Genomic DNA, 23812 nt, shown 5'->3' with positions numbered 1-23812 from the left:
ATTGTACGTTGCCTGCGTCGTCGCCATCAAACCGGTACCGGAACGCGCGGATTTTCCTTGCGAATCATCGGTTTGGTACGGAAAAAATAACGTCGCCCAACCCGCGCGCGCAAAAAAAAACGGGCTCCTCGCGGAGCCCGTTTCATCGCGGCGCGCGGCGCGCCGGCTGGCCGTATTACTTGCCGTAGACGTCGAAATCGAAGTACTTCTTCGCGATCTTGTCGTACGTACCATCCTTGCGCATGCCGGCGATCGCGCCGTCGATCTTCGCCTTCAGGTCGGTGTCTTCCTTGCGCAGGCCGATACCGGCGCCGTTGCCGAGCGTCTTCGGATCGTCGATGTCCTTGCCAGCGAAGTCGAAGTTCGCGCCGCGCGGCGTCTTCAGGAAGCCGATCTCGGCTTGCACCGCGTCTTGCAGCGCGCCGTCCAGACGGCCGGAGATCAGGTCGGCGTAGACCTGGTCCTGGTTCTGGTAAGGCACGACGTTCACGCCCTTCGACGCCCAGTACGTCTTCGCGTAGGTTTCCTGGATCGTGCCCTGCTCGACGCCGACCGACTTGCCCTTCAGCGATTCGGCCGTCGGCATCAGGCCCGTGCCCTTCTTCGTGACGAGGCGCGTCGGCGTGTTGAACAGCTTCGCCGAGAAGGCGATCTGTTCCTGACGCGCCGGCGTCATCGACATCGACGACAGCACGCCGTCGAACTTGCGGGCCTTCAGCGCCGGGATCATCCCGTCGAAGTCGTTTTCGATCCACACGCACTTCGCGTGGATGCGGCGGCAGATTTCGTTGCCGAGATCGACGTCGAAACCGACAACCTTGCCGTCGGCGCCTTTCGATTCGAAAGGCGGGTAGCTGGCGTCGACGCCGAACCGCACGGTCGACCAGTCCTTCGCGTACGCGCTGCCTGCCGATACGGCGAGCAGGGCAACGGTCACAGCCGCAAGAATCTTTTTCACTCGGTGACTCCTCGTTTTGTTCGATGGGTGCGCGGTTGTGCCGCGCCGTAAGCCTTCGGTCCGCCGCGGCTTCGCGTCGGACAGTCCGTTTCGCCCACCCGATGCGGGTGCGCGACGTGCGCAAGATTATCAAGACAAAATACCGGCAGGGCGCCTAGGACAAGCCCCGATACCGGGCCCGGCGGCGGCGCGTTGCGGGCGCCGCCGTTTCAGACACAGGAACGATTCAGCCGAGCGTTTCGTTGACCGCGCGCCGCAGGCACGTGACGAATTGCGACACGGCGGGTGTGGGCAGCAGGTCGCGCCGCGCGATGATCGACAAGTCGAAGCGCGGCATGCTTTCGTCGAGTTCGGCCGTGCGGATGCCGAGCGGGGCGACCATCGCGGCCAGCGGGCGCGTGAAGCAGCCGATCACGTCGGAGCGCGCGACGAGCCCGAGCGTCACCGCGAACGACATCGGCGAGCGCAGCAGGCGTTTCGGCAGCGGCAGCCCGTGCTTCTCGAACATCCCGACCATCACGCTGTGCGGAAACTGCTCGGCGCCGACGGTGACGATCCACTCGGCATCGAGCAGTTCCTCTAAACGGCGCGCATGCGCGAGCGGGTGGCCGTCGCGCATCACGATCGTGAATTCGGTCGACAGCAGCGGCGATTGCGTGAAATCGCGGTCGAGCGCGGGCACATGGTGCATCGCAGCGATGTCGAGCGTGCCGTTGCGCAGCTGCGCGAGCGCGTCGGGCACCGTCACTTCCTCCAGATGGAGGCTCACGTTCGGCATCGACCGGCGGAACGCCGTCACCGCGTGCGGCAGCGCGGTCAGCGCGATCGACGGCATCGTGCCGACCGCGACGCGCCCCGACATCTCGCCTTTCACCTGCTCGACGGCCTCGACCGTGCGGCGGATGTCGCCGAGCAGCTGCTCGGCGCGCGGCAGCAGCGCGTGACCGCATGCGGTCAGCTCGACGCCGCGCACGCTGCGCGCGAGCAACTCCGCGTTGAGCGCCGTTTCGAGTTCGCGGATCGTGTGCGTGATCGCGGGCTGCGTGACGCCGAGTTCGCGCGCGGCGGCGCGCAGGCTCTTGAGGTGCGCGGCGGAGACGAACGCCTGGAGCTGCGCGATGTTCAGCGGGTTGCGGATGCGGGTCATCGGTCGGGTCCGGTTGGCGCGAAAGGGGGCGACGGTTTCATGCTTCGGATGGCGGTCCTGGGGAACGTCATGCGCCGGCGCGTGCGCGGAACGTCTGGCGATAGCGTTGCGGCGACGTGCCGACGATGCGCGCGAACCGTTCGCGAAACGCGGTGACCGAACCGAACCCGGCTTCCGTCGCGACATGTTCGATCGACAGCTCCGTCACCTCCAGCAACTGCTGCGCGTGCCGGACGCGAGCGGTCTGCAGCCATTGGCGCGGCGACGTGCCCGTCTGCGCCTGGAAGCGCCGCGTCAGCGTGCGTACGCTCGTCGACGCCTTGCGGGCCATCGCATCGAGCGTGAGCGGCTTGCGCAGGTTCGCCTGCAGCCAGTCCATCAGGTCTTGCAGCCCGTCGCCGCCGGCAGGCCATTCCGGCGCGATGAACTGCGCCTGCCCGCCTTCGCGCACGCGCGGCGCCACCGCACTGCGTGCGGCGTCGACGGCCACCGCCGCGCCGTAGTCGGCCTGGATCATGTGCAGGCACAGGTCGAGGCCGGCCGCCGCGCCGGCCGACGTCAGGATCTGTCCGTTGTCGACGAACAGCACGTTCGGATCGACGTCGACGTGCGGATGGCGGCGTGCGAGTTCGGCGGCCGCGAGCCAGTGCGTCGTCGCGCGCAGGCCGTCGAGCAGCCCGGCTTCCGCGAGCACGAACGCGCCGCTGCAGATCGACGCGATCCGGCTGCCGCGCGCGGCCGCTTCGCGGAGTGCGGCGAGCACGCGGCGCGGCGTCGGCGCGAGCGGCACGGACGTGCCGGGGACCATGATCGTATCGGCGTCGGCCAGCGCGTCGAGACGAAACGGCGGGCGCAGCTCGAACAGGTCGCCGGCGACGCGCGGCTGCTCGCTGCACACGCGTACGCGGTAGGCGGGCGCGCCGTCGGGCAACCGCACGCGCGCGAACGTGTCGCACGCGATGCCCAGGTCGAACGGGACGACATCGGGCAAGGCGAGAACGGCGACCGTGTGCATGGCGTTCGCGGCCTTGGCCGGAATCCGTTGAAAGATGTCATTCTAGCCAATGGCCGGAACCCGCACCACACGCGACAATCGCGGCGGATCAACCTGGAGCCCGCCGATGACACAAGACGATCGCAACGCGTTGCGGAACCTGCAGTACCTGTCGTTGCTGGAGGCGGCCACGCTCGTCGTGCTGGTGTGCGTCGCCGTGCCGCTCAAGCATCTGGCCGGTTATCCGGCCGCGGTATCGATCATGGGGCCGGTGCATGGCATCGCGTTCGCGATGTACGTATGGGCGCTCTCCGGCACCGCCTCGAGCGGGCTGTGGAGCGGGCGCGAGGTCGCGCGACTCGTGCTGTCGGCCGTCGTGCCGTTCGCGGGGCTGGCGAGTGCGGGATGGATCGCGCGCCGGCGGCACGCGCGATGATCTACCTGGTGCTGAAGGCCGTGCATGTGGCGGCTGTCGTCACGTTCGTCGGCGGGCTGCTGATGTTGTCCGTCGGTGTCCGGATAGCGAACCTCGCCGTGCATCGCGCGGTGCGGCGCTGGGATCGCACGGTGACGGCGCCGGCCCTCGCGATCGTCTGGGTCACGGGGATCGCGATCGCGCTGAGCGGTCACTGGTTCGGCGCGGCGTGGCTGTCGGCAAAGCTTGCCGTCGTCGTCGCGCTGTCGGCGCTGCACGGCATGCTGGCCGGCACGCTGCGGCGCATGGCGCGCGACGATCTCGCCGTCGCGCCGGCGGCGTGGCTCGGGCAGGCGGCGGGCGCGGTCGTGGCCGCGGCTGCGATCGTCGTCGGGCTGGTCGTGATCAAGCCGTTCTGACCGGCCGGCTCAGGCCAGCGCCGTCTCCACCGCCGCGAGCGTGCGGCGCCGGATCCAGCCGCTCCCCAGCCGGATCGCGAGCCAGTACGGCGTGAGTAGCCAGCGCGTGCGCTCGCTCGGGCAGTGGATGAACGTTTCCGTGCGCAGCATGTGCGCGCCCGAGGCGAGCCCGACGACCTCGAACCGGAGCACCAGCTTCGCATCGCGCGGGTCGTCGTGCCGGACGAAGGCGGCGGCATCGGCGATGGCGCGCACGTCGGGCGCGGGACGCCAGAAGCGGCCGACGAGGCCGAGCGACAGCGACGTGTCGTCGCGATGCAGCGGCGTGAATGCATGGAGGCCGAAGCGTTCGCGTTCGCGTCGCGTGGTGCCGCGGCACAGCGAGGCGGCAAGCGCGGCCGGGAATTCGCGGAGGCTGAGCAGCGTATCGACGACCGGATCCGTGCGCATGTCGATCGCGGAGACCGCATCGATGATGCGCGCCGGATCGGCATCGATCGGCTTCGATTCGTGTATTTCGTAAAAGCCGAACGACGGGATGAACGGCGGCTTGCGCGCCGAGGTCCTGCTGTCCGATTCGGAGACGATGCCGAGCGCGTTCATGTCTGCTCCGGAACACAAAACGCGATCGTAGCACCGGCGGCGGATTCGCAGCGCGGCGGCAGTGCGGCGGCGATGCGGCGCTTCGCCGCGTCGCGCGCACCGGCAAAAAAAGCCTGGAAACTCGCGTTCCCAGGCCTGGAGACCATCAACGATGATGGTGGAGGAGACGTCGTCGTCCCGATGCGCGCCGCCCTTCTGCAGGCGACGTCGCGCATGTGTCGCGGTCAGATGGCCCAGCCGCCGAGATAGAAGGCGACGAGCACGGCCGCGATGAGCACGGTGCCGACGTTGAGCTTGCGGAATTCGCCGCTCGCGATGCGGCCGATCACGAGCGTCGAGAAGCCGAGCATGATGCCTGTCACGATGTTCGCGGTCAGCACGATGAACACCGCGCACACGAGGCCCGACATCGCATCGACCATGTCGTCCATGTGCAGCTTGCTCACGCTGCCGAGCATCAGCAGGCCGACGTACATCAGCGCGGGTGCGGTGGCGTACGACGGCACCAGGCCCGCGAGCGGCGAAAAGAACATCACGACGAGGAACAGCAGGCCGACCACGGCGGCTGCCAGGCCCGTCTTCGCGCCGGCGGCCACGCCGACGCTCGACTCGATGTAGGCCGCCGCCGGCGCGCCGCCGAGGAAACCGGAGAAGATCGAGCTGATCGAGTCGGCCGTCAGCGCGCGGCCGCCGTTGATGATGCGGCCGTTCTCGTCGAGCTGGCCGGCCTGCCCGGCGACCGCGCGGATCGTGCCGGTCGCGTCGAACACGGCGGTCATCACGAGTGCCAGCACGCTCGGCAGCACGGCCATCGACAGCGCGCCCTTGATGTCCATCGCGCCGATCAGCGATTCGTGCCCCGGTGCGCTCAGCGACGGCAGCGCGAAGATGCCGTGGTACTTCACGGCCGGATCGAAGATCAGGCCGAAGATCGAGATCGCGATCACGACGAGCAGGATGCCGCCCGGCACGCGGCGCTTCTCGAGGCCGAAGATCGCGGCGAGGCCGACGATCGACATGATGACCGGAAGTGCGGTGATCTGGCCGAGCGAGACCGGCAGGCCGGTGCCCGGGTTCTTGATCACGAGGCCGACGTCGTTCGACGCGATCAGCAGCAGGAACAGGCCGATGCCGATGCCCGTGCCGTGCGCGACGCCCGCGGGCAGGTTGCGCAGGATCCACGAACGCACGCCGGTGACCGAGATGCCGGTGAACACGAGGCCCATCAGGAACACCGCGCCGAGCGCGACCGTCGGATGCAGGCCCTTGCCGAGCACGAGGCCGAACGCGGTGAACGCGGTCAGCGAGATCGCGCAGCCGATCGCGATCGGCAGTTTCGCCCACAGGCCCATCAGCAGCGAGCCGAACGCGGTGGTGAGGCAGACCGCGACGAACACGGCGCTCGTGTCGAAGCCGGCCTTGCCGAACATGCCGGGCACGACGAACACGGAATAGACCATCGCGAGGAAGGTGGTGACGCCGGCAATGATCTCGCGGCGCTGCGTGCTGCCGCGCGACGAAATGCCGAAGTACCGGTCGATGACTCCCGGGGTGCCAAAGTCCGTTTCTGCCGCGCCGACGTCGACCGTCGGCTGCACCGGGGTATCACTCATGAGCTTGCTCCTTTATCAGCATGCTGAAACGGCTCGTCGCGAACCGTCGTCAGGGTGTCTCGTATCTAGTTGGGATTGTTCGGCAACGTCGTGGGGACGAATGACGCGTGATGCGTGTCGTTACGCGCGAATCGAAACGATCGCGAGGGTGTCGCGCCGGACGACGCGTGGTGAGGGCGATCCCGTCACGTGTGCTTTGCCGTAGCGAAGGTTAGGCGAGCGGCCCATCACGTCCCATCGGGGGAAGAGCATGCAGCGCATGTCGCAGCGCTTATATCGGCGTGCAACGGGGCTTCGATGCGGCGACACGCGTGTATACGCCTAGTTCGAATCCGTTAAGGCGACTATTTGAATGCGGGGTCGACGGGCCCGGCGGAAGCGGGTGAGGTATCGAATATTACGAGTATCTTTCATCGGGGCTGCGCACGCGCAAGCGAACGGCGGCGGGCGGCGCGACCTGCGCCAGCGGCAGCCGGATGATACCGGTGCCGCGCGCGGCTTGCGCGCACGCCTTTCGGCGCTCGTCGTGTCAGGCGCGCGCGAGATGCGCGAGGTACGCGCAGAACATGTCGGCCATCGCGGCCGAATAGGCGTCGATTTCCGCCGGCGTGCGCGCGGTTTCGGAGAAGGTCTTGCCGCCCGACGTGAGCGTCGTCATGACCAGTTCGCAGGCGAGCGCATGCGTGGCGTCGGGCACGCCGGGCAGCGCTTCGCGCATGAACGCGTTGAAGACCCGGTGGCCCTCCGCCCGCACTGCCTGCGCCTCGGGGGCGTCGCGATAGAGCGGCGCGGCGTCGTCGAGTGCGATGCGCATGCCCGCCTCGTCGCATTCCGAGCGGATGAACGCATGGACGGCCGTGCGCAGCCGCTCGGGCGGCGTTTTTCGCGTGTCCTGCAGTATCCGGCACAGCATGTCGGACGTCCGCCGCCATTCGTCGTGCTGCAGCCGGAACAGCACGGACGCCTTGTTCGGGAAGTACTGGTACAGCGAGCCGACGCTCACGCCGGCGCGCTCGGCGACGCGCGCCATCGTGAAGCGCTGCGCGCCTTCGGCGGCCAAAACCTGAATAGCGGCCTGGAGAACGTCTTCGACGAGACGGGTCGAGCGCGCCTGCCGAGGCAGCCTGCGCGTGGCGATCGGGGCGTTGCGGCGGTCGGTCATGGGCGGTTGGCCAATGCGAATAGCAAAACATGAATAGTTCGTCATATTCTAGTCGGGCGCACTGACGCACTCAACCTGACACTGGAGAACCGCATGACCACCCTGATTCACGACCCGCTGGCGTCGCTGCTCGCGCGCCTGTTCGACGAAGCCGAGGCGTCGTCGCCCGCGACGAGCCCCGGCTTCGCCAGCGTGTCGCGCGACGAGCAAGCGCGGCTGATGCGCAGCAAGACGGACTACGCCGATCTGTATGCGCGCCTGAAGGACTATCCGCTGGCCGTGTCGCGCGAGACGGGCTCGCTGCTGTACATGCTCGCGCGCAGCGGCGGCGCGCGGGCGATCGTCGAATTCGGCACGTCGTTCGGCATCTCGACGCTGCATCTCGCGGCCGCATTGCGCGACAACGGCGGCGGCCGGTTGATCACGAGCGAGTTCGAGCCGTCGAAGGTCGTGCGCGCACAAGCGAACCTGGCCGCGGCCGGGCTCGCCGATCTCGTCGAGATTCGCGAGGGCGACGCGCTGCGCACGCTGGCCGTCGATCTGCCGGATGCGGTCGACCTGTTGCTGCTCGACGGCGCGAAGGCGCTGTATCCGGAAATCCTGGCGCGGGTCGAGCCGCACCTCAGAACGGGGGCGTTCGTCGTGGCCGACAACGCGGAATACAGCCCCGACTACCTCGCGTACGTGCGCGCGCCGGAAAACGGCTATCTGTCGGTGCCGTTCGGCGGCGACGTCGAGTTGTCGATGCGGATCGGCTGAGCAGCCGGAACGAAGATGCTGGTGGTTTCACGCATCCGGGCCTGAAAGATAGGAAAACTGATTAACCGGTCGCGAGGGTGAAAGGTACCGGGTGATGCCCGGTGCCCGCGCCGCCGCGCGCATCACTTCAGGAACAAGTATCGCGCGAAGTACGGGAAGCGCCCGACCGCGTGCTCGGTCGGGCACGATGCGGCCGGCGGCGTGCCGCCCGCCGTGTCGAGCCGCTGCACGAAGCGCACGCCGGCAAGCGTGCCCGTGGCGGCCGGCGTCGCCGCGAGCAGCAGTTGCGGAATGCTAGCGGGGCTCGCGCTCGGCGCTTCCGCGAGTTTCTTGCCGGTGATGCGGCTGCCGTCGAGCGCCTCCCACGACGGCCCCGCGCCATGCTGCACGACGAGGGTGCCGCCGCCGTCGAACAGCGTCGCCTCCGGACGCTGGAAGGCCCACGCGAGCCGATGGTCGGCATCGTATTCGCACGAATAGATCTGCACGCCGGTCGCGGTGGTCGACAGTACCGGCGCGGCCGGCGCCGGCGGCGCGAGGCCGGCAGCGTCGTCGGCCCGCGCCGGTGCGGTGAAGGCCGCCAGGGAAAGACCGGCCGTCAGGGCCAGCAGCATGTCGCGTGTCTGGGAACGGCTTGGCATGGCGGAGCGTCCTTTCAGGTCGGGTGGCGGTCGTCCGGGTGGGATCCTGTCAACGTTAGACGCCGAATGCACAGGCTGCCATTCGGAAATGACAATCGCGGCGATAGCGGCCGCGATCGTCGGGGGGCGCAGGCGCGATCAGCGGATCGCGACCGGGTCGATGTCGACCTGCGTGGAGGACGGCGGTCAGGCCGCGGCTTGCGCGAGCGTCGGATAGTCGGTCAGGCCCCGGGCGCCGCCGCCGAACAGCGTGTTGCGGTCGTGCGGCGCGAGCGCGGCGCCGGTGCGCAGGCGTTCGGGCAGGTCGGGGTTCGCGACGAACGGGCGGCCGAACGCAATGAGGTCGGCCCAGCCGGCGGCGATCGCCTCGCGTGCGCGCTCGGCGGTGTACGCGCCGGCGTAGATCAGCACGCCCGGGTAGGCGGCACGCAGTTGCTGCTTGAAGGCGACCGGCATCAGCGGCGCGTCGTCCCAGTCGGCTTCCGCGATGTGCAGGTAGCCGACGCCGAGTTCGCCGAGCAGCTTCGCGGCCGCGAGATAGGTCGTTTCCGGATCGTCGTCGACGCAACCGTTCAGCGTGGTCAGCGGCGCGAGGCGGATGCCGACGCGCGCGGCGTCGCCGGTGCCGTCGATCAGCGCCTGCGTGACTTCGCGCAGGAAGCGCAGCCGGTTGTCGAGCGAGCCGCCGTATGCGTCGGTGCGCGTGTTGGCGTTCGAATCGATGAACTGGTTCACGAGGTAGCCGTTCGCGCCGTGCAGCTCGACGCCGTCGAAGCCGGCCTCGATCGCGTGGCGCGCGGCGGCGCGGTACTGGTCGACGATCTCGCGGATCTCGTCGATCGACAGCGCGCGCGGCTCGGATGCCTGCACGAAGCCCGGCGTGCTGCCGTCTTCACCGGCGATGAACACGTTCACGCCCTTCGCCTGGATCGGCGACGACGATACGGGTTGCGCGCCGCCGAGCAGGCTCGTATGGCTCAACCGGCCGACGTGCCACAGCTGCGCGAAGATGCGGCCGTGCGCGGCATGCACGGCGTCGGTCACCTTGCGCCAGCCGGCGACCTGCGACGGCGTGTGAATGCCGGGCGTCCACGCGTAGCCCTTGCCGAGCGGCGCGATATAGGTGCCTTCGCTGACGATCAGGCCCGCACTCGCGCGCTGCGCGTAGTACGCGGCCATCAGGTCGTTGGCTTCGTCGCCGGGCTGGCTCGCGCGCGAGCGCGTCATCGGCGGCATCACGATGCGGTTCGGCAGCGTCAGCGCGCCGAGTTGCAGCGGTTGAAAAAGCGGGTCCTGGGTCATGGTGGTGTCCTGTGGATGCCGCGGCCGGCTGGCCGCGGACGGGTCGATGAGGCGGGGCGGCGCGCTTAGTCCCACTGCGGCGCGAGGCCGGCCGGGTCGACTTCGCGGCCGTTGCGCTCGAGCGCGGCGATCTGCGCCATGTCTTCGTCGGTGAGGCGCAGCGTCTGCGCGAGCAGGTTGCTTGCGAGGTTTTCGCGCTTCGTCGACGACGGAATCACCGAGTAGCCGAGCCGCAGCGCCCACGCGAGCGCGACCTGGGCGGGCGTCGCGTCGTGACGGCGGGCGATCGCGCCGAGCACCGGGTCGCCGAGCACCTTGCCATACGCGAGCGTCATGTACGACGTCACGTGGATGCCTTCGCCGTTCAGGAACTCGACGAGCTTGCGGTTCTGCAGGTACGGGCTCAGTTCGATCTGGTTCGTGGCGATCGCCTCCTTGCCGACGGCCGCGATCGCTTCCTTCGTCAGTTCGATGTTGAAGTTCGAGATGCCGATCTGGCGCGTGAGGCCTTTCGCCTTGGCGTCGGCGAGTGCGGTCATGAACGCCTGGATCGATACGCCGTTGCCCGGGGCCGGCCAGTGGATCAGCGTCAGGTCGACATGGTCGGTGCGCAGCTTGCGCAGGCTGTCTTCCAGGCTTGCGCCCAGCTTTTCCGGCGCGTAGTTGTCGACCCAGATCTTCGTGGTCAGGAACAGGTCTTCGCGGCGCACGCCCGAGGCGGCGATCGCTTCGCCGACTTCGGCTTCGTTGCCGTAGATCTGCGCGGTGTCGATCGCGCGGTAGCCGACTTCGAGGCCGTTGCGGACCGAGTCGATGACAACCTGGCCTTGCAGGCGGAAGGTACCGAGGCCGAATGCGGGAATCTTGCTCATCACGTGCTCCTGGGAGGGTGAAACGATTACGGGTCAGGCGTCATTCTGGCGTCTTGGACTGATGAAATAAACGCCTATAGAAGTCAATGATATTTGACTTGAAATCAAATATAAGTCCTGCGGCGGGCCCGCCGCAGGCCGTTGCCGGCCTTATGCGGCGCGCGTCTGCACGTTCGTCGCCGGATGAAAGACGGGCAGCACGTCCGATGCGATCTCGGCCATCGTCTCGTCGAGCGGGCGGCGGTTGCGGCGGAAATGCAGGCCAATGTGCCGCACGCCCGCGTCGCGCATCGCCGCCAGTTCTTCCGTCAGCGCGATGCGGCCCGCGCGGGCGCCGAAGCGGTGCCGCTGCAGCGGCTCGTGCGGATCGTCCGCGAGGTCGAGATGGATGAAGCTCACGTACGGCTTGTCGCCGGCCACCGCGCGCCAGTTCGCGGCGCGCTGCGCGTGGTCGGCCGGCGTGCCCGGATACGCGAGGCAGCCGTCCATGCGCTCGCCGATCCACGCGGGCGTCTGCTGCGCAAGGCCCGCGACGAGCAGCGGCACCGGCGAACGGGCGACCGGCAGCACGTCGAGGCCGGGCGGCAGGTGGCCGCGCGCGCCGTCGCGCAGCAGCGCGATCTGGTCGCGGAAATTCGCGCCGCGCGACGCGAAATCGCGGCCGAACAGCGGATATTCGACCGGCCGGTCGCCGCTCGCGACGCCGAGCATCAGGCGGCCGCCGCTCAGTTCCTGGATCGTCGCGGCCGATTTCAGCGTCAGCAGCGGCTCGCGCAGCGGCAGCACGACGGCTGCCGTGCCGAGCAGGATGTCGTTCGTGATGCCGGCGAGGTAGCCGAGATACGAGAACGTTTCGAACACCTGCGCGGCGTCGCCGAACGACGGGTCGTATACCGGCACGTCGCGTACCCAGAGCGCGCGGAAGCCGAGCGTGTCGGCCAGTTGCGCGAGCTCCGCGTGGATCTCCAGGTCGGGCACGCCGGGGCGGCGGCCCTGGTGCTGGCGCTTCGCGTCGCCGGCCGGCGACCAGTCGTTGTCGAGCGGCAGTTCGATGCCGACGCTGAAGCCGCCGTCGGCGAGTTTCTCGAGTGAGGTGGACATGGTCGGGCTCCGTTCAGACCGCGCGCAGGCTGCCTGCGAGGCGGTGGAAATCGAGCGACGGCGCGGTGAAGAACGCGCGCGACGTGCCGGCGGCGAAATCGTCGATGTGCACGACCGTCGCGCGGTCGGCTTCCTGCCACGCGATCGCATAGGTCTCGCCGGCGACGGGCTGCCACGCGTATTCGACTTCCCCCTTCGCGCCCGCGTACGGGCCTTCGGTGATCTCGTAGCGCATGTGGAGGCCGTCCTCGTCGTACGCGTTGAGCGCGGTGAGGCCGTCGTAACGGACTTCGAAAGTCTTGCCGGCGAACGGCGGACGTCGGGTCGATGCGTTCATGCGGGTGAACTCCTGCAAAAAAGTGACGTTCAGTGGGCGAGTTCGACGGGTTCCGCCGTGCGTTCCGGCAGCCCGTGGCGACGGTCGAGGCGGCCGCTCAACGCGGTGAGCGCGAATGCGCCGAGCGTGACGACGGCGGCGATCCACGGCGTGTGGCCGAGGCCGACGTTCGCGACGATCAGGCCGCCGAGCGACGAGCCGCCGGCCACGCCGAGGTTGAACGCGGCGATGTTGAAGCCCGAGGCGACGTCGGCGGCGTCCGGCGCGAAGTGGCGCGCCTGCTTGACGACGTACACCTGCAGCCCCGGCACGTTGCCGAACGCGACCGCCCCCCAGGCGAGCATCGTCAGCACCGCGAGCCATTTCACGTGGATCGTGAAGGTCAGCGCGAGCAGCACGATCGCGAGCAGCAGGAAGATCCGCTTGAGCGCCTTCACGGGGCCGACGGCATCCGCGAGCTTGCCGCCCCACACGTTGCCGAACGCGACCGACACGCCGTAGCCGACGAGCACGAGGCTGACCTGCGACGGCGTGAAGCCGGCGATCTGTTCGAGCAGCGGCGCCATGTACGTGAACGCGATCAGCGAGCCGCCGTAGCCGACGGCCGTCATCGCGAAGACGAGCAGCAGCCGCGGCTGGGCCAGCACGCGCAGCTGGCGGGCGAGCGGCGCCGGCGGCGTCCGCGGCAGCCCGCGCGGCACGAAGGCGACTGCGCCGAGGAACGCGACGAGGCCGAACAGCGCGACGATCAGGAACGTCGCGCGCCAGCCGAAGTGCTGGCCGATGAAGGTGCCGAGCGGAATACCGGCGACGAACGCGACGGTCATCCCGCTGAACATCGTCGCGATCGCGCTCGCGGCCTTGTCCTTCGGCACGAGCGTCGTCGCGATGATCGAGCCGACCGAGAAGAACACGCCGTGCGCGAGGCCGGTGAGGACGCGCGCGACGATCAGCGATTCGTAGCCCGGTGCCTGCCAGGCGACGAGGTTGCCGACGGTGAAGAGGGCCATCAGCCCGGCGAGCAGCGTCTTGCGCGGCACGCGGCCGGTGAGCGCGGTGAGCAGCGGCGCGCCGATGGCGACGCTCAGGGCATAGAGGCTGACGAGCAGGCCGGCCGACGGCAGGCTGACGCCGAGATCGGCGCCGATCGTCGGGATCAGCCCGACGATCACGAACTCGGTCGTGCCGATGGCAAACGCGCTGATGGTCAGCGCAAGCAGGGCGAGTGGCATGGTGGATCCTGGTTCCGGTAAGGATGGATCGCAGTGTGCCGACTTTACTTTTGCGGAAAAACTGGTCTATAAACCAAATTGTTTTGATTTCAGATCAACAATGAAGATCACGCTCGACGAACTCCAGGCCTTTGCCGCCGTGGTCGACACCGGCTCGATCACCGCCGCGTCCCAGCAGCTCGACCTCACCGTGTCGGCGACGAGCCGCACGCTCGCGCGGCTCGAGGAGAAGCTGAAGACCACGCTGCTGCGCCGGACCACGCGCCGGCTCGAACTGACCGAGGAGGGGCGTGCGTTCCTGCAGGATGCGCGCGCGATCATCGAATCGGTCGAGAATGCGGAGGAGCAGATGCTCGCGCGGCGCGAGATGCCGTCCGGGCGCCTGCGCGTCGACGCCGCGACGCCGTTCATGCTGCACGTGATCGTGCCGCTCGTGCGCGGCTACCGCGCACGCTTCCCGAAGGTCGAGCTGGAGCTGAACAGCAACGAGGGCATCATCGACCTGCTGGAGCGGCGTACCGACGTCGCGATCCGGATCGGCCGGTTGAAGGATTCGACGCTGCACAGCCGGCGCATCGGCAACAGCCGGCTGCGCATTCTGGCGAGCCCCGCCTATATCGAAGCGCACGGCCAGCCGCGCAAGGTCGAGGAGCTCGCCAGGCACGCGCTGCTCGGCTTCACGCAGCCCGAGTCGTTGAACGTGTGGCCGATCCTCGGCGCCGACGGCGAAGCGTGCCGCATCGCGCCGGACGTCAGTTCGTCGAGCGGCGAGACGCTGCGGCAGCTCGCGCTGGAGGGCGCGGGCGTCGTCTGCCTGTCGGATTTCATGACCGCGCAGGATCGCGAGGCGGGGCGGCTCGTGCAGGTGCTCGCGCGTCAGACGCTCGAGGTCGAGCAGCCGATCCATGCGGTGTATTACCGCAATACCGCGATCTCGTCGCGGATCGCGTCGTTCGTCGACTACATGATCGAGGTGCTGGGCGGCAGCAGCGGCGGCGGCGGGACGCCGACGCGGCGCAAGGCCGCGTGGCTGGAGCCGCAGTAGCGGCGCCTCGCGGACGGGAAGACGGCGGGCGCCGCCCCCATTGATCCGGCGTGCCGCGCGGGCGGCACGCCGTCATGCGGCCGTTACGCCTCTTCGGCCCAGGACATCCCGTCGCGCGCGAGCAGCGCCGACGAAGCGGCCGGCCCGAACGTGCCGGCCGTATAGAGGCGCGGCCGGTCGCCGAGCTGCTTCCAGCCGTCGAGGATCGGCTCGACCCACGTCCACGCGGCTTCGAGCTCGTCGCGACGCATGAAGTGCGTGAGGCGGCCGCGGATCACGTCGATCAGCAGCCGTTCGTACGCTTCCGCGCGCCGCTCCGGAATCGCCTGCTGCAGGTCGAGGTTCAGGTTGACCGGCACCATGTTCATCCCGCTGCCCGGTTCCTTCGCGAGCATCTGCAGCTGGATCGACTCTTCCGGCTGGAGCTGGATCACGAGGCGGTTGCCGTAATGGCGCGGGCCGTTCGGGATGATCGAGAACGGCATGTCGGCGAACTCGACCACGATTTCCGACTGGCGGCGCTGCAGCCGCTTGCCGGTGCGCAGGAAGAACGGCACGTTCGCCCAGCGCCAGTTGTTGATGTGCGCGCGCAGCGCGACGAAGGTTTCCGCGCGGCTGTCCGCCGGCACGTTGTCTTCCTCGAGGTAACCCTTCACCGGCTGGCCGTCGACCGCACCGGCCGTGTACTGGCCGCGCACCGTGTCGCGCGCGACGTCCGACAGCGACATCGGCCGCAGCGAGCGCAGTACCTTCAGCTTCTCGTCGCGCACCGCGTCCGGGTCGAGCGACACGGGCGGCTCCATCGCGACGATGCACAGCAGCTGCAGCAGGTGGTTCTGCACCATGTCGCGCAGCGCGCCCGTATGGTCGTAGAAGCCCGCGCGGCTGCCGACGCCGACCGTCTCCGCCACCGTGATCTGCACGCTGCGGATGTTCGGCGCCTGCCACAGCGGCCCGAAGATCGGGTTGCCGAAGCGCAGGACCATCAGGTTCTGCACGGTTTCCTTGCCGAGATAGTGGTCGATCCGATAGATCTGCGATTCCTCGAAGTGCTTGCCGACCGCATTGTTGATCGCCTTCGCGGACGCAAGATCGTGGCCCAGCGGTTTTTCGAGGACGACGCGCGAGTGCGCGTCGACCAGGTGCGCGGCCGACAGGTTGTCGCAGATCGTCGTGAACAGCTCCGGCGACGTCGACAGGTAGAACACGCGGATCGCCTCGCCGCGCGCCGCTTCGGCGAGGCGCTGGTAGTCGTCGGGTGCGTTCACGTCGATCAGCACGTACTTGAAGAGATCGAGGAAGCGGCTCCACGCGTCGGCGTCGAACGCCTTCGCGTCGATGAACGGGCGCGACTGCTCGTCCATGAACTTGCGATAGCCGTCGATGCCCCAGTCGCGGCGGCCGACGGCGATGATGCGCGTCTCGGGCGGAAGATTGCAGTGCAGGTGCGCCATGTACAGCGCGGGCAACAGCTTGCGGGCGGCCAGGTCGCCGCCGCCGCCGAAGATGATCATGTCGACGGGCCGGTCGGCCGCGGTCTGGGTAGGCTGATTCGTCATGGGAGGTTCGCGGTTTGAAGCGGTGAACGTGAAACGAACGTCGAGGGCGCCGGGCGCCGGCACGGCAAAACCCTAATAGTGCACGGTTTTGATGGATCGCGTGTGCGTTCGCCCGGATGTAACAGCGCTTGCGTTCCGGATGAAGGCTTGATTATGATTGAGTGCTTACTCATTAAAGGAATCGAACGTGGCTCGACCGCGCAGTCCCGACAAGCACGAAGCCATCCTCGCCGCCGCCGCCCGCGCACTCGCCGAGGACGGCGCCACTGCGACCACCGCGCGCATCGCGCGGCTCGCCGGCGTGGCGGAAGGCACGGTGTTCACGTACTTCGAGACCAAGGATGCGTTGCTGAACGCGCTGTACCTGAGCCTGAAGGCCGACATGCGTGAAGCGATGATGACCGGATTTCCGGAACACGCGCCGGTCGAGCAGGCGGTGCGGCATGCGTGGAACGGCTATGTGTCGTGGGGCGTCGCGAATCCGGACGGGCGGCGCGCGCTGCAGCAGCTTGGCGTGAGCGGGCGCATCGACGACGCGCATCGCGCGGCCGGCGCCGAAGGCTTCGGCGGAATCAGCACGCTGCTGCGCGAGCAGGTTGCCGCGTCGGGCGCGTTGAACCGCGACGAAGCGCATGCGTTCTGCGCGGCATTGTTTACGTCGATCGCGGAAACGGCGATGGAGTCGATCGCGCGCGATCCGGCACGGGCGGATGCCTATCGGGAAGCCGGGTTTCGTGCGTTGTGGGCCGTGCTGCACGCGGTGTGAGTGAAGGATTGCCGTCGTGGCGGCGCGTGCGGTTGCGCGTGTCGCGGCGGCGGCCGGCGGTGCGTTTCGGGCAGGGTGATGCAGGTCATGAAGGACCGAATCGTCGCCCTTATTAATGAGTGAGTAATCATTCATTTTTGTGATTTCACCACGATCAAGGAGTGGAACATGTCGAAAGTCTGGTTGGTAACGGGGGCCGCGCGCGGCCTGGGGCGAGCGATTTCGGAAGCGGTGCTCGCGGCGGGCGACCGGCTGGTGGCCGGCGCCCGCGATCCGGCGCGGCTGGCCGATCTGGCCGAGCGGTACGGCGACCGGCTGCTGACGGTCGCACTCGACGTCACCGACGAAGCGGCGGCCGCGCAGGCCGTCGCGGCCGCACAGGCGGCGTTCGGCCGTATCGACGTGCTGGTGAACAACGCGGGTTACGGCCATACGGCGCCATTCGAGCAGATGGGCACCGACGACTTCCGCGATCAGATCGAAACGAACCTGTTCGGCGTGATCAACCTGACGCGCGCCGTGCTGCCGACGCTGCGTGCGCAGCGTGCGGGGCACATCTTCCAGGTGTCGTCGGTCGGCGGGCGCACGTCGACGCCCGGGTTGTCCGCGTACCAGGCCGCGAAGTGGGCGGTCGGCGGGTTCAGCGACGTGCTCGCGAAGGAAGTCGCGCCGTTCGGCGTGCGCGTGTGCACGCTCGAACCGGGCGGGATGCGTACCGAATGGGCCGCGCAGGCGAAGCGCGACATCGACGAGCTGCTGCCCGATTACCAGCCGTCGGTCGGGAGGATTCTCGAGTTGCTCGGCACGTATGGCGGCCACGAGGTCGGCGACCCCGCGCGGATCGCGGCGCTGATCGTCGAGTTGTCGCGCCGCGACGATGTGCCGCTGCGTCTGCTGCTCGGCGGCGATGCGCTGTACGTGTGCGAGCAGGCGGAAACGCAGCGCGCGGAAGAGGCGGCGCGGTGGCGCGATGCGACGCTGTCGACGATGTTTCCGGATGCCAGGCTGCCCGACGGGCTCGATGCGCTGAAGGCGGTCGACTGAGCGATGCCGCGGGGGGCTGCCCGGCTGTTCGCATCGTGCGGCATGGAGGTTGTGCCGGTGACGGGGGGAGAGGACGGCCGGGCCCATGCCCGTATTAACCCTGATCAACAAATCTTATCGCGGTGAAAAATTCCGCATCTTATTGAATCGATATCGGCTCGATATAGTGGCTCGCTTTCCCGCACGCGGCCCCCGCATGCGGCTGACACGCTGACATCAGCAGGAGCCCTCTTGATGACCACCGATACCCGATTCACCGAAATCGAGGATCTGATGCCCGCCGCCGGCGGGCTGCGCGAGATCCGTCACCACATCCATCACCATCCCGAACTGGCGTACGAAGAGCACGACACGGCCGCGCTCGTCGCGGACAAGCTCGAGCAATGGGGCTGGCAGGTGACGCGCGGAGTCGGCAAGACGGGGGTGGTCGGCACGCTGCGCGTGGGCGACGGGACGCGCAGCATCGGCATTCGCGCCGACATGGATGCGCTGCCGATCGTCGAGGCGACCGGCCTGCCGTATGCGAGCGGCACGCACGGCAAGATGCACGCCTGCGGCCACGACGGCCACACGACGATGCTGCTCGGCGCCGCGCAGCATCTCGCGAAGACGCGCAACTTCTCGGGCACCGTGCACCTGTATTTCCAGCCGGCGGAAGAGCACGGCGTCGACAGCGGCGCGAAGAAGATGATCGACGACGGCCTGTTCGAGCGCTTCCCGTGCGACGCCGTGTTCGGCATGCACAACCATCCGGGCGCGGCGCCCGGCGTGTTCCTCACGCGGCGCGGCCCGTTCATGTCGGCCGGCGACAAGGCGATCATCACGATCGAGGGCGTCGGCGGCCACGCGGCGCGGCCGCACCTGACGGTCGACCCGGTGGTCGTCGCGGCGAGCATCGTGATGGCGCTGCAGACGATCGTCGCGCGCAACGTCGACCCGGCGCAGCCGGCGGTCGTCACGGTCGGCTCGATGCACGCCGGCACTGCGAACAACGTGATCCCGAACGGCGCGCGCCTCGAACTCAGCGTGCGCTCGTTCAGCCCCGATGTCCGCGCGCTGCTCAAGCGCCGCATCACCGAGCTGGCCGAAACGCAGGCCGCGAGCTACGGCGCGACGGCCAATGTCGAGTACATCGAAGGCTACCCGGTCGTCGTCAATACGGATGCCGAAACGGATTTCGCCGCGCGGGTCGCGCGCGAACTGGTCGGTGACGCGCAGGTGGTCGAGCAGACCGACCTGCTGATGGGCAGCGAGGATTTCGCGTTCATGCTGCAGCGGCGGCCGGGCTCGTTCGTGCGGCTCGGCAACGGCGAAGGCGAGGACGGCTGCATGGTGCACAACCCGAAGTACGACTTCAACGACCGAAACCTGCCGATCGGTGCGGCGTACTGGACGCGTCTCGTCGAGCGTTACCTCGGGCAGTGATCGCAGCGGCGCGCGGCCGGCGCTTCCGGCCGCATTGAGAAGAGGCGACAACGATGCAGAAAGACCACCTCGCGCTGCACCCCGCATCGGCGGGGACCGCCGAAACCGGCATGCCCGGCGCGCGTGCCGTCGCGCGGCGCGGCGCGATCGCCGCGGCCGTGATCGGCAACTGGCTGGAGTTCTTCGATTTCACCGTGTACGGCTTCTTCGCGGTGCTGATCGGCAAGCTGTTCTTCCCGTCGAGCGACTCGACCACGTCGCTGCTGCTGTCGGTCGCGACGTTCGCGGCCGGCTTCTTCACGCGGCCGCTCGGCAGCATCGTGCTCGGCATCCATGCGGACCGCAAGGGGCGCAAGGCGGCGCTGAACCTGACGATCATGCTGATGGCGCTCGGCACCGGCCTGATCGCGATCGCGCCGACCTATGCGCAGGTCGGCGTGGCCGCGCCGCTGCTCGTCGTGTTCGCGCGGCTGCTGCAGGGCTTCTCGCAGGGCGGCGAATTCGGCGCGGCGACCACGACGCTGCTCGAACACGGCGGCACGTCGCGCCGAGCGTTCCGCGCGAGCTGGCAGCTGGCGACGCAGGGCGGCGCCGCGCTGATGGGCTCGGGCTTCGCGGCGCTGCTGTCGAACACGATGACGAAGGACGCGCTGGAAAGCTGGGGCTGGCGGCTGCCGTTCCTCGTCGGCGTGCTGATCGCGCCGGTCGGCATGTACCTGCGCCGCCGGCTCGCGGACGACGCGCCCGGCGACCGTCATCACGGAATCGAGCGCGGCGTGCTGCACGCGCTGTTCTCGAAGCACGCGCGCACCGTGCTGCTGCTGATGCTCACGGTGATGGGCGGCACGGTGTCGACCTACATCCTGACGTTCTACATGCCGACCTACGCGATCCACACGCTCGGCCTGCCGATGAAGCTGTCGATGTTCGTCGGCGTCGCGTCGGGCTGCGTGATGCTGGTCACGTGCCCGCTGTTCGGCTGGCTGTCGGACCGGCTCGGCAGCCGGCGCCTGCCGATCTTCGTCGGCCGCGGCGTGCTGGTCGTGCTGCTGTTCCCGGCGTTCTGGCTGATGAACCATCACCCGACGCTGTCGGTGATCCTGCCGCTGACCGCGCTGATGCTGCTGTTCTATTCGCTCGGCTCGGCGTCGGAAATGGCCTTGATGTGCGAATCGCTGCCGCGCCACGTGCGCGCGACCGGCATCTCGATCGCGTATGCGCTCGCGGTGACGATCTTCGGCGGCACCGCGCAGCTGATCGCGACCTGGCTTGTGAAGACGACCGGCAGCAAGCTCGCGCCGGCCGGCTACGTGGCCGCGTGCGTGGTGCTGTCGCTAATCGCGGTCGCGATGCTGCGCGAGACGGCCGGGGAGTCGCTGGACTGACGCGCGACGCGGGCGGCGGGGCGGTGCCGCGCGCTTACCGCCCGCGCACCATCCTCAGGTACGACGCGAGCATCGCCGCGAGTTCCTGCGCGGCCGGCGTCAGCGGCACGGCCGCGCGCTGCAGCAGGCAGATGTCCTGCGCTTCGGCCTGCTCGCACACGGGCACTTTCGCGAGTGCGCCGGCGAACGGCCCGTGCCGCGTGATCGCTTCGGTTTCGAGCGCGAGGGAGTCGGTCTGCGTGACGATCTGCAGCGTCTCGAACATCCCTTCGACGGTGGCGAGCACCTTCGGCGGCGGCTGGCCGTGCGCGTCGAAGTACGCGAGCAGGCGGTTCACGACCGGGTCGGCGCTCAGGTTCGGCGAGCGCGTGGACACCCACGGGTAGCCGGCCAGCTCGGCGAGCGATTGCGCGTGCATCGCCGGATGCCCGCGGCGGCAGACGACCACCGGCGCCGACGCACGCAGCGGCGTCACCGCGAGATCGGTCGTGTCGGTCTGCTTCGCGACCAGCGCGATCGCGAAATCGACCGCGCTTTCCCGCAACCAGCCGACCATCATCCGCGACGTGCCGCTGCGCAGGTGCACGTCGACCTTGTCGAAGCGCGCGCGAAACGCGCTCAGCACCGGCGCGAACGCGTCGATCAGCGGCTCGGTCGCGAGCCCGAGCGTGACGGTGCCTTCGTACGCGCCGCTCAACTGGCGGATTTCCCGTTCGACCTGTTCGCATTCACCGAGGATCGCGCCGGAGCGCGCGAGCAGGCGCTGGCCGACGGCCGTCGGCACGATGCCGCGATTGGTGCGCGTGAACAGCGTCGCGCCGAGCGTGGCCTCGAGGCTCTGCAGCTGTTGCGTGACGCCGCTTTGCGCGAGATCGAGCGCGCGTGCGGCGGCGCGCAGGCTGCCGTGCTCGACGACGGCCTGGAAGATGCGGAGCTGGGACAGCGTGAACGCCATGGATGCGCGCGAGGCCGGTGATCGGAAATACCGATCATGATAAGGCAGGCGATGGTTCCGGCGGCGGCCCGTGCCGCCTACGATCGCAGGCAGTCCGGCTGATGCCGCTTGTTTCTCTTCCTGCCCTCCGTCGACCATGAAACGTTTCCTCGTCCCGCTCGTTTCCCTGTGCGTCGGCCTGGCCGCCACGTCCGCGTCCGCGCTCGACGCGCACGTCGTGCGGCTCGGCATCGATCCGACCTATCCGCCGATGGATGCGAAGGCGCCCGACGGCAGCCTGAAGGGCTTCGACGTCGATCTCGGCAACGAGATCTGCCGCCGCGCGCAGTTGCGCTGCCAGTGGGTCGAACTCGAATTCTCCGGGATGATCCCGGCGCTGCAGGCGCGCAAGATCGACGCGATCCTGTCGTCGATGGCGATCACGGCGAAGCGCGAGAAGCAGATCCTGTTCTCGTCGAAGCTGTTCCGCTTCAAGTCGCGGCTCGTCGCGCGGCCGGGCCTCGGGCTCGGCGGCACGGCCGCGTCGCTGGCGGGCAAGCGCGTCGGCGTGCAGTCGGGCACCCAGTTCGAATCGTGGGCGCTCGCGCACTGGGCGACGGCCGGCGTGAGCGTGGTGCCGTACAAGAGCCAGGACGACGTGTTCGCCGATCTCGTGAACGGCCGTCTCGACGCGGCGCTGCTCGGCACGGTGGAGGCCGATTACGGGTTCCTGCGCCAGCCGCGCGGCAAGGGCTTCGCGTTCGTCGGCGCGCCGCTCGACATGGGCGATCGCGGCGTCGGCATCGGCATGCGGCAAGCCGATACGGCGCTGAAGGCGTCGATCGACGGCGCGATCGCGTCGATGCTGAAGGACGGCACCTACGACCGGATCGCGAAGCAGTACTTCGATTTCAACCCGTACGGCGACTGAGCGCCGCGCAGGCCCGTTGCCACGATCCCTCCGATGCCCCCGTTTTCATCCGTTCGAGACCATCGATGCAGATTCGCACCACGCCGCTCCTGTCGCCGTCGATCGGCACGCAGCGCACGCTGACGAGCTTTCATTTCGGGCCGGCCGACACCGGCCGCAAGATCTACCTGCAGGCCGCGCTGCACGCGGACGAGACGCCCGCGATGCTCGCGGCGTTCATGCTGAAGCAGCGCCTCGCGCAGCTCGATGCCGACGGCCGGCTCGCGGCCGAGATCGTGCTCGTGCCGGTGTCGAACCCGGTCGGCCTCAATCATCATCTGCTCGGGCAGTTCATCGGCCGGTTCGACCTGGCGAGCGGCCGCAACTTCAATCGCGGCTTCATGCCGCTCGCGGAGATCGCCGCGCAAGCGCGCGACCGCCTCGGCGACGACGGCGTGCGCAATCGCGCGATCGTGCGCGAATGCGTCGGCGCGGCGCTCGACGCCGTCGAACCGCGTACCGAATTCGACGCGTTGCAGCTTGCGCTGCTGAAGCTGTCGCACGACGCCGAGGTCGTGATCGACCTGCATTGTTCGCTCGAAGCGGTGATGCACGTGTACACGAGCGACACCGCATGGCCGGAGATCGAGCCGCTGGCGCGTTATCTCGGGGCGGAGGCGTCGCTGCTCGCCGAGGATTCGGGCGGACAGGCGTTCGACGATGCGCATCACCTGCTGTGGGCGCGGTTGCGCCAGCATCTGCCGGAAGGCACGCCGATGGCGGCCGGCACGGTGGCCGTGACGGTCGAGTGCCGCGGCCAGCGCGACGTGACGTATGAATACGCGCAACGCGATGCCGACGCGCTCGTCGACTATCTCGTCTGGCGTGGCGCGGTGCACGGCGAACGCACGCCGTTGCCGCCGCTGGCCGCGCCCGCCACGCCGCTCGCGGGCAGCGAACAGTTCTACGCGCCGGTCAGCGGGATCCTCGTGCATCGTGCGGCGATCGGCGCGACGATCCGCGCGGGCGAGCCGCTGTTCGACATCGTCGATCCGCTGACCGATGCGATCACGACGATCTCGAGCGCGACCGACGGCGTGTTCTACATGCGGCGCGCGATCCGCTTCGTGACGGCCGGCGCGCCGCTCGGCCGCGTGACGGGCGCGGTGCCGGTGCGCACGGGGATGCG

The 23812-nt window shown here is 68.7% G+C and carries 24 protein-coding genes; 10 read left to right on the top strand and 14 right to left on the bottom strand.

What is annotated here, in order from left to right; all coding sequences use genetic code 11:
* Positions 1 to 175 precede the first annotated feature (175 nt).
* The 3 genes from G3N62_RS22630 to G3N62_RS22620 form a co-directional block, all read right to left on the bottom strand.
* On the bottom strand, positions 176 to 958 hold the full coding sequence (locus tag G3N62_RS22630) for an ABC transporter substrate-binding protein (protein WP_034187744.1): 783 nt from the start codon (positions 956 to 958) through the stop codon (positions 176 to 178).
* Positions 959 to 1184: 226 nt separating this feature from the next.
* Positions 1185 to 2105, bottom strand: coding sequence for a LysR substrate-binding domain-containing protein (locus G3N62_RS22625; RefSeq protein WP_034187745.1), 921 nt, complete (start codon positions 2103 to 2105; stop codon positions 1185 to 1187).
* A gap of 67 nt (positions 2106 to 2172) precedes the next feature.
* Positions 2173 to 3120 carry a helix-turn-helix domain-containing protein gene (locus tag G3N62_RS22620; RefSeq protein ID WP_059559017.1) on the bottom strand — a complete coding sequence of 316 codons (948 nt, stop codon included), beginning with the start codon at positions 3118 to 3120 and terminating at the stop codon, positions 2173 to 2175.
* A 106-nt stretch (positions 3121 to 3226) separates the two neighbouring features.
* Here G3N62_RS22620 and G3N62_RS22615 point away from each other — a divergent pair, with 106 nt between their 5' ends.
* Both G3N62_RS22615 and G3N62_RS22610 read left to right on the top strand, forming a co-directional pair.
* On the top strand, positions 3227 to 3535 hold the full coding sequence (locus G3N62_RS22615) for a DUF3817 domain-containing protein (protein WP_124670371.1): 309 nt from the start codon (positions 3227 to 3229) through the stop codon (positions 3533 to 3535).
* A complete protein-coding gene (locus G3N62_RS22610) occupies positions 3532 to 3933 on the top strand; it encodes a CopD family protein (protein WP_034187860.1) in 402 nt (133 codons plus the stop codon). Before G3N62_RS22615 ends, G3N62_RS22610 begins: the two co-directional genes overlap by 4 nt.
* A gap of 9 nt (positions 3934 to 3942) precedes the next feature.
* On the opposite strand, the gene G3N62_RS22605 is transcribed toward G3N62_RS22610, so the two are convergent.
* The 3 genes from G3N62_RS22605 to G3N62_RS22595 form a co-directional block, all read right to left on the bottom strand.
* A complete protein-coding gene (locus G3N62_RS22605; protein WP_124608540.1) occupies positions 3943 to 4536 on the bottom strand; it encodes a hypothetical protein in 594 nt (197 codons plus the stop codon).
* A 224-nt stretch (positions 4537 to 4760) separates the two neighbouring features.
* On the bottom strand, positions 4761 to 6149 hold the full coding sequence (locus G3N62_RS22600; RefSeq protein ID WP_124670370.1) for an NCS2 family permease: 1389 nt from the start codon (positions 6147 to 6149) through the stop codon (positions 4761 to 4763).
* Between the two features lie 529 nt (positions 6150 to 6678).
* Positions 6679 to 7356: a TetR family transcriptional regulator gene (locus tag G3N62_RS22595; protein ID WP_049028966.1), complete on the bottom strand. Its 678-nt coding sequence runs from the start codon at positions 7354 to 7356 to the stop codon at positions 6679 to 6681.
* Positions 7357 to 7404: 48 nt separating this feature from the next.
* On the opposite strand from G3N62_RS22595, the gene G3N62_RS22590 reads away from it, so the two are divergent.
* Positions 7405 to 8070 carry a class I SAM-dependent methyltransferase gene (locus G3N62_RS22590; protein ID WP_124670369.1) on the top strand — a complete coding sequence of 222 codons (666 nt, stop codon included), beginning with the start codon at positions 7405 to 7407 and terminating at the stop codon, positions 8068 to 8070.
* A gap of 122 nt (positions 8071 to 8192) precedes the next feature.
* On the opposite strand, the gene G3N62_RS22585 is transcribed toward G3N62_RS22590, so the two are convergent.
* The 6 genes from G3N62_RS22585 to G3N62_RS22560 all read right to left on the bottom strand — a co-directional run bounded on the left by G3N62_RS22585 (position 8193) and on the right by G3N62_RS22560 (position 13555).
* Entirely contained in the window at positions 8193 to 8711 is a 519-nt protein-coding gene (locus tag G3N62_RS22585) for a DUF3455 domain-containing protein (protein WP_124670368.1), read from the bottom strand.
* A 186-nt stretch (positions 8712 to 8897) separates the two neighbouring features.
* Positions 8898 to 10013 (bottom strand): alkene reductase, encoded by a 1116-nt coding sequence (locus tag G3N62_RS22580; protein ID WP_059559006.1) that lies wholly within the window; start codon positions 10011 to 10013, stop codon positions 8898 to 8900.
* 65 nt (positions 10014 to 10078) lie between these two features.
* Complete coding sequence (gene dkgB / locus G3N62_RS22575; protein WP_059559003.1) at positions 10079 to 10885, bottom strand: 2,5-didehydrogluconate reductase DkgB; 807 nt, start codon at positions 10883 to 10885, stop codon at positions 10079 to 10081.
* Positions 10886 to 11035: 150 nt separating this feature from the next.
* Positions 11036 to 11986 (bottom strand): LLM class oxidoreductase, encoded by a 951-nt coding sequence (locus G3N62_RS22570; RefSeq protein WP_124670367.1) that lies wholly within the window; start codon positions 11984 to 11986, stop codon positions 11036 to 11038.
* Between the two features lie 13 nt (positions 11987 to 11999).
* Positions 12000 to 12323 (bottom strand): hypothetical protein, encoded by a 324-nt coding sequence (locus G3N62_RS22565; RefSeq protein ID WP_034187756.1) that lies wholly within the window; start codon positions 12321 to 12323, stop codon positions 12000 to 12002.
* A gap of 29 nt (positions 12324 to 12352) precedes the next feature.
* Entirely contained in the window at positions 12353 to 13555 is a 1203-nt protein-coding gene (locus G3N62_RS22560; RefSeq protein ID WP_059559000.1) for an MFS transporter, read from the bottom strand.
* A gap of 100 nt (positions 13556 to 13655) precedes the next feature.
* Here G3N62_RS22560 and G3N62_RS22555 point away from each other — a divergent pair, with 100 nt between their 5' ends.
* Complete coding sequence (locus G3N62_RS22555; protein ID WP_124670366.1) at positions 13656 to 14600, top strand: LysR family transcriptional regulator; 945 nt, start codon at positions 13656 to 13658, stop codon at positions 14598 to 14600.
* An 83-nt stretch (positions 14601 to 14683) separates the two neighbouring features.
* On the opposite strand, the gene zwf is transcribed toward G3N62_RS22555, so the two are convergent.
* Entirely contained in the window at positions 14684 to 16159 is a 1476-nt protein-coding gene (zwf, locus tag G3N62_RS22550; protein WP_124670365.1) for a glucose-6-phosphate dehydrogenase, read from the bottom strand.
* Between the two features lie 187 nt (positions 16160 to 16346).
* Between zwf and G3N62_RS22545 the strand changes: the two genes are divergently transcribed.
* From G3N62_RS22545 to G3N62_RS22530, 4 genes are all read left to right on the top strand, one after another.
* Complete coding sequence (locus G3N62_RS22545; protein ID WP_034187760.1) at positions 16347 to 16925, top strand: TetR/AcrR family transcriptional regulator; 579 nt, start codon at positions 16347 to 16349, stop codon at positions 16923 to 16925.
* Positions 16926 to 17093: 168 nt separating this feature from the next.
* The gene (locus tag G3N62_RS22540) at positions 17094 to 17969 is read left to right on the top strand and encodes an SDR family NAD(P)-dependent oxidoreductase (RefSeq protein ID WP_124670364.1); all 876 of its coding nucleotides are present in this window, start codon (positions 17094 to 17096) and stop codon (positions 17967 to 17969) included.
* 234 nt (positions 17970 to 18203) lie between these two features.
* Positions 18204 to 19394 carry a M20 aminoacylase family protein gene (locus G3N62_RS22535; protein ID WP_124670363.1) on the top strand — a complete coding sequence of 397 codons (1191 nt, stop codon included), beginning with the start codon at positions 18204 to 18206 and terminating at the stop codon, positions 19392 to 19394.
* Between the two features lie 53 nt (positions 19395 to 19447).
* A complete protein-coding gene (locus tag G3N62_RS22530) occupies positions 19448 to 20779 on the top strand; it encodes an MFS transporter (RefSeq protein ID WP_034187766.1) in 1332 nt (443 codons plus the stop codon).
* Positions 20780 to 20813: 34 nt separating this feature from the next.
* Here the strand turns inward: G3N62_RS22530 and G3N62_RS22525 are convergent, their stop codons facing one another.
* A complete protein-coding gene (locus tag G3N62_RS22525) occupies positions 20814 to 21734 on the bottom strand; it encodes a LysR family transcriptional regulator (protein WP_124670362.1) in 921 nt (306 codons plus the stop codon).
* 136 nt (positions 21735 to 21870) lie between these two features.
* Here G3N62_RS22525 and G3N62_RS22520 point away from each other — a divergent pair, with 136 nt between their 5' ends.
* Positions 21871 to 22644 (top strand): transporter substrate-binding domain-containing protein, encoded by a 774-nt coding sequence (locus G3N62_RS22520; RefSeq protein ID WP_034187768.1) that lies wholly within the window; start codon positions 21871 to 21873, stop codon positions 22642 to 22644.
* A gap of 65 nt (positions 22645 to 22709) precedes the next feature.
* Positions 22710 to 23812 (top strand): succinylglutamate desuccinylase/aspartoacylase family protein (locus G3N62_RS22515; RefSeq protein ID WP_206141300.1); only part of this gene is annotated, 1103 nt, incomplete at its 3' end.

Origin of the sequence: Burkholderia sp. Tr-20355 (genome assembly GCF_017104685.1) — a bacterium.
In the GTDB taxonomy this organism is placed as follows: Bacteria; Pseudomonadota; Gammaproteobacteria; order Burkholderiales; family Burkholderiaceae; genus Burkholderia; species Burkholderia seminalis.
This window is presented reverse-complemented; position numbering and strand designations above follow the sequence as displayed.

Excerpts from the sequence above, each read along its gene's own strand:
- G3N62_RS22525 (WP_124670362.1), bottom strand. The coding sequence starts at position 21,734 with ATGGCGTTCACGCTGTCCCAGCTCCGCATCTTCCAGGCCGTCGTCGAG.
- G3N62_RS22570 (WP_124670367.1), bottom strand. The coding sequence starts at position 11,986 with ATGTCCACCTCACTCGAGAAACTCGCCGACGGCGGCTTCAGCGTCGGC.
- G3N62_RS22540 (WP_124670364.1), top strand. The coding sequence starts at position 17,094 with ATGTCGAAAGTCTGGTTGGTAACGGGGGCCGCGCGCGGCCTGGGGCGA.
- G3N62_RS22600 (WP_124670370.1), bottom strand. The coding sequence starts at position 6,149 with ATGAGTGATACCCCGGTGCAGCCGACGGTCGACGTCGGCGCGGCAGAA.
- G3N62_RS22610 (WP_034187860.1), top strand. The coding sequence starts at position 3,532 with ATGATCTACCTGGTGCTGAAGGCCGTGCATGTGGCGGCTGTCGTCACG.
- G3N62_RS22595 (WP_049028966.1), bottom strand. The coding sequence starts at position 7,356 with ATGACGAACTATTCATGTTTTGCTATTCGCATTGGCCAACCGCCCATG.
- G3N62_RS22605 (WP_124608540.1), bottom strand. The coding sequence starts at position 4,536 with ATGAACGCGCTCGGCATCGTCTCCGAATCGGACAGCAGGACCTCGGCG.
- dkgB (WP_059559003.1), bottom strand. The coding sequence starts at position 10,885 with ATGAGCAAGATTCCCGCATTCGGCCTCGGTACCTTCCGCCTGCAAGGC.
- G3N62_RS22520 (WP_034187768.1), top strand. The coding sequence starts at position 21,871 with ATGAAACGTTTCCTCGTCCCGCTCGTTTCCCTGTGCGTCGGCCTGGCC.
- G3N62_RS22535 (WP_124670363.1), top strand. The coding sequence starts at position 18,204 with ATGACCACCGATACCCGATTCACCGAAATCGAGGATCTGATGCCCGCC.
- G3N62_RS22565 (WP_034187756.1), bottom strand. The coding sequence starts at position 12,323 with ATGAACGCATCGACCCGACGTCCGCCGTTCGCCGGCAAGACTTTCGAA.
- G3N62_RS22530 (WP_034187766.1), top strand. The coding sequence starts at position 19,448 with ATGCAGAAAGACCACCTCGCGCTGCACCCCGCATCGGCGGGGACCGCC.
- G3N62_RS22615 (WP_124670371.1), top strand. The coding sequence starts at position 3,227 with ATGACACAAGACGATCGCAACGCGTTGCGGAACCTGCAGTACCTGTCG.
- G3N62_RS22560 (WP_059559000.1), bottom strand. The coding sequence starts at position 13,555 with ATGCCACTCGCCCTGCTTGCGCTGACCATCAGCGCGTTTGCCATCGGC.
- G3N62_RS22580 (WP_059559006.1), bottom strand. The coding sequence starts at position 10,013 with ATGACCCAGGACCCGCTTTTTCAACCGCTGCAACTCGGCGCGCTGACG.
- G3N62_RS22590 (WP_124670369.1), top strand. The coding sequence starts at position 7,405 with ATGACCACCCTGATTCACGACCCGCTGGCGTCGCTGCTCGCGCGCCTG.
- G3N62_RS22585 (WP_124670368.1), bottom strand. The coding sequence starts at position 8,711 with ATGCCAAGCCGTTCCCAGACACGCGACATGCTGCTGGCCCTGACGGCC.
- zwf (WP_124670365.1), bottom strand. The coding sequence starts at position 16,159 with ATGACGAATCAGCCTACCCAGACCGCGGCCGACCGGCCCGTCGACATG.
- G3N62_RS22625 (WP_034187745.1), bottom strand. The coding sequence starts at position 2,105 with ATGACCCGCATCCGCAACCCGCTGAACATCGCGCAGCTCCAGGCGTTC.
- G3N62_RS22620 (WP_059559017.1), bottom strand. The coding sequence starts at position 3,120 with ATGCACACGGTCGCCGTTCTCGCCTTGCCCGATGTCGTCCCGTTCGAC.
- G3N62_RS22555 (WP_124670366.1), top strand. The coding sequence starts at position 13,656 with ATGAAGATCACGCTCGACGAACTCCAGGCCTTTGCCGCCGTGGTCGAC.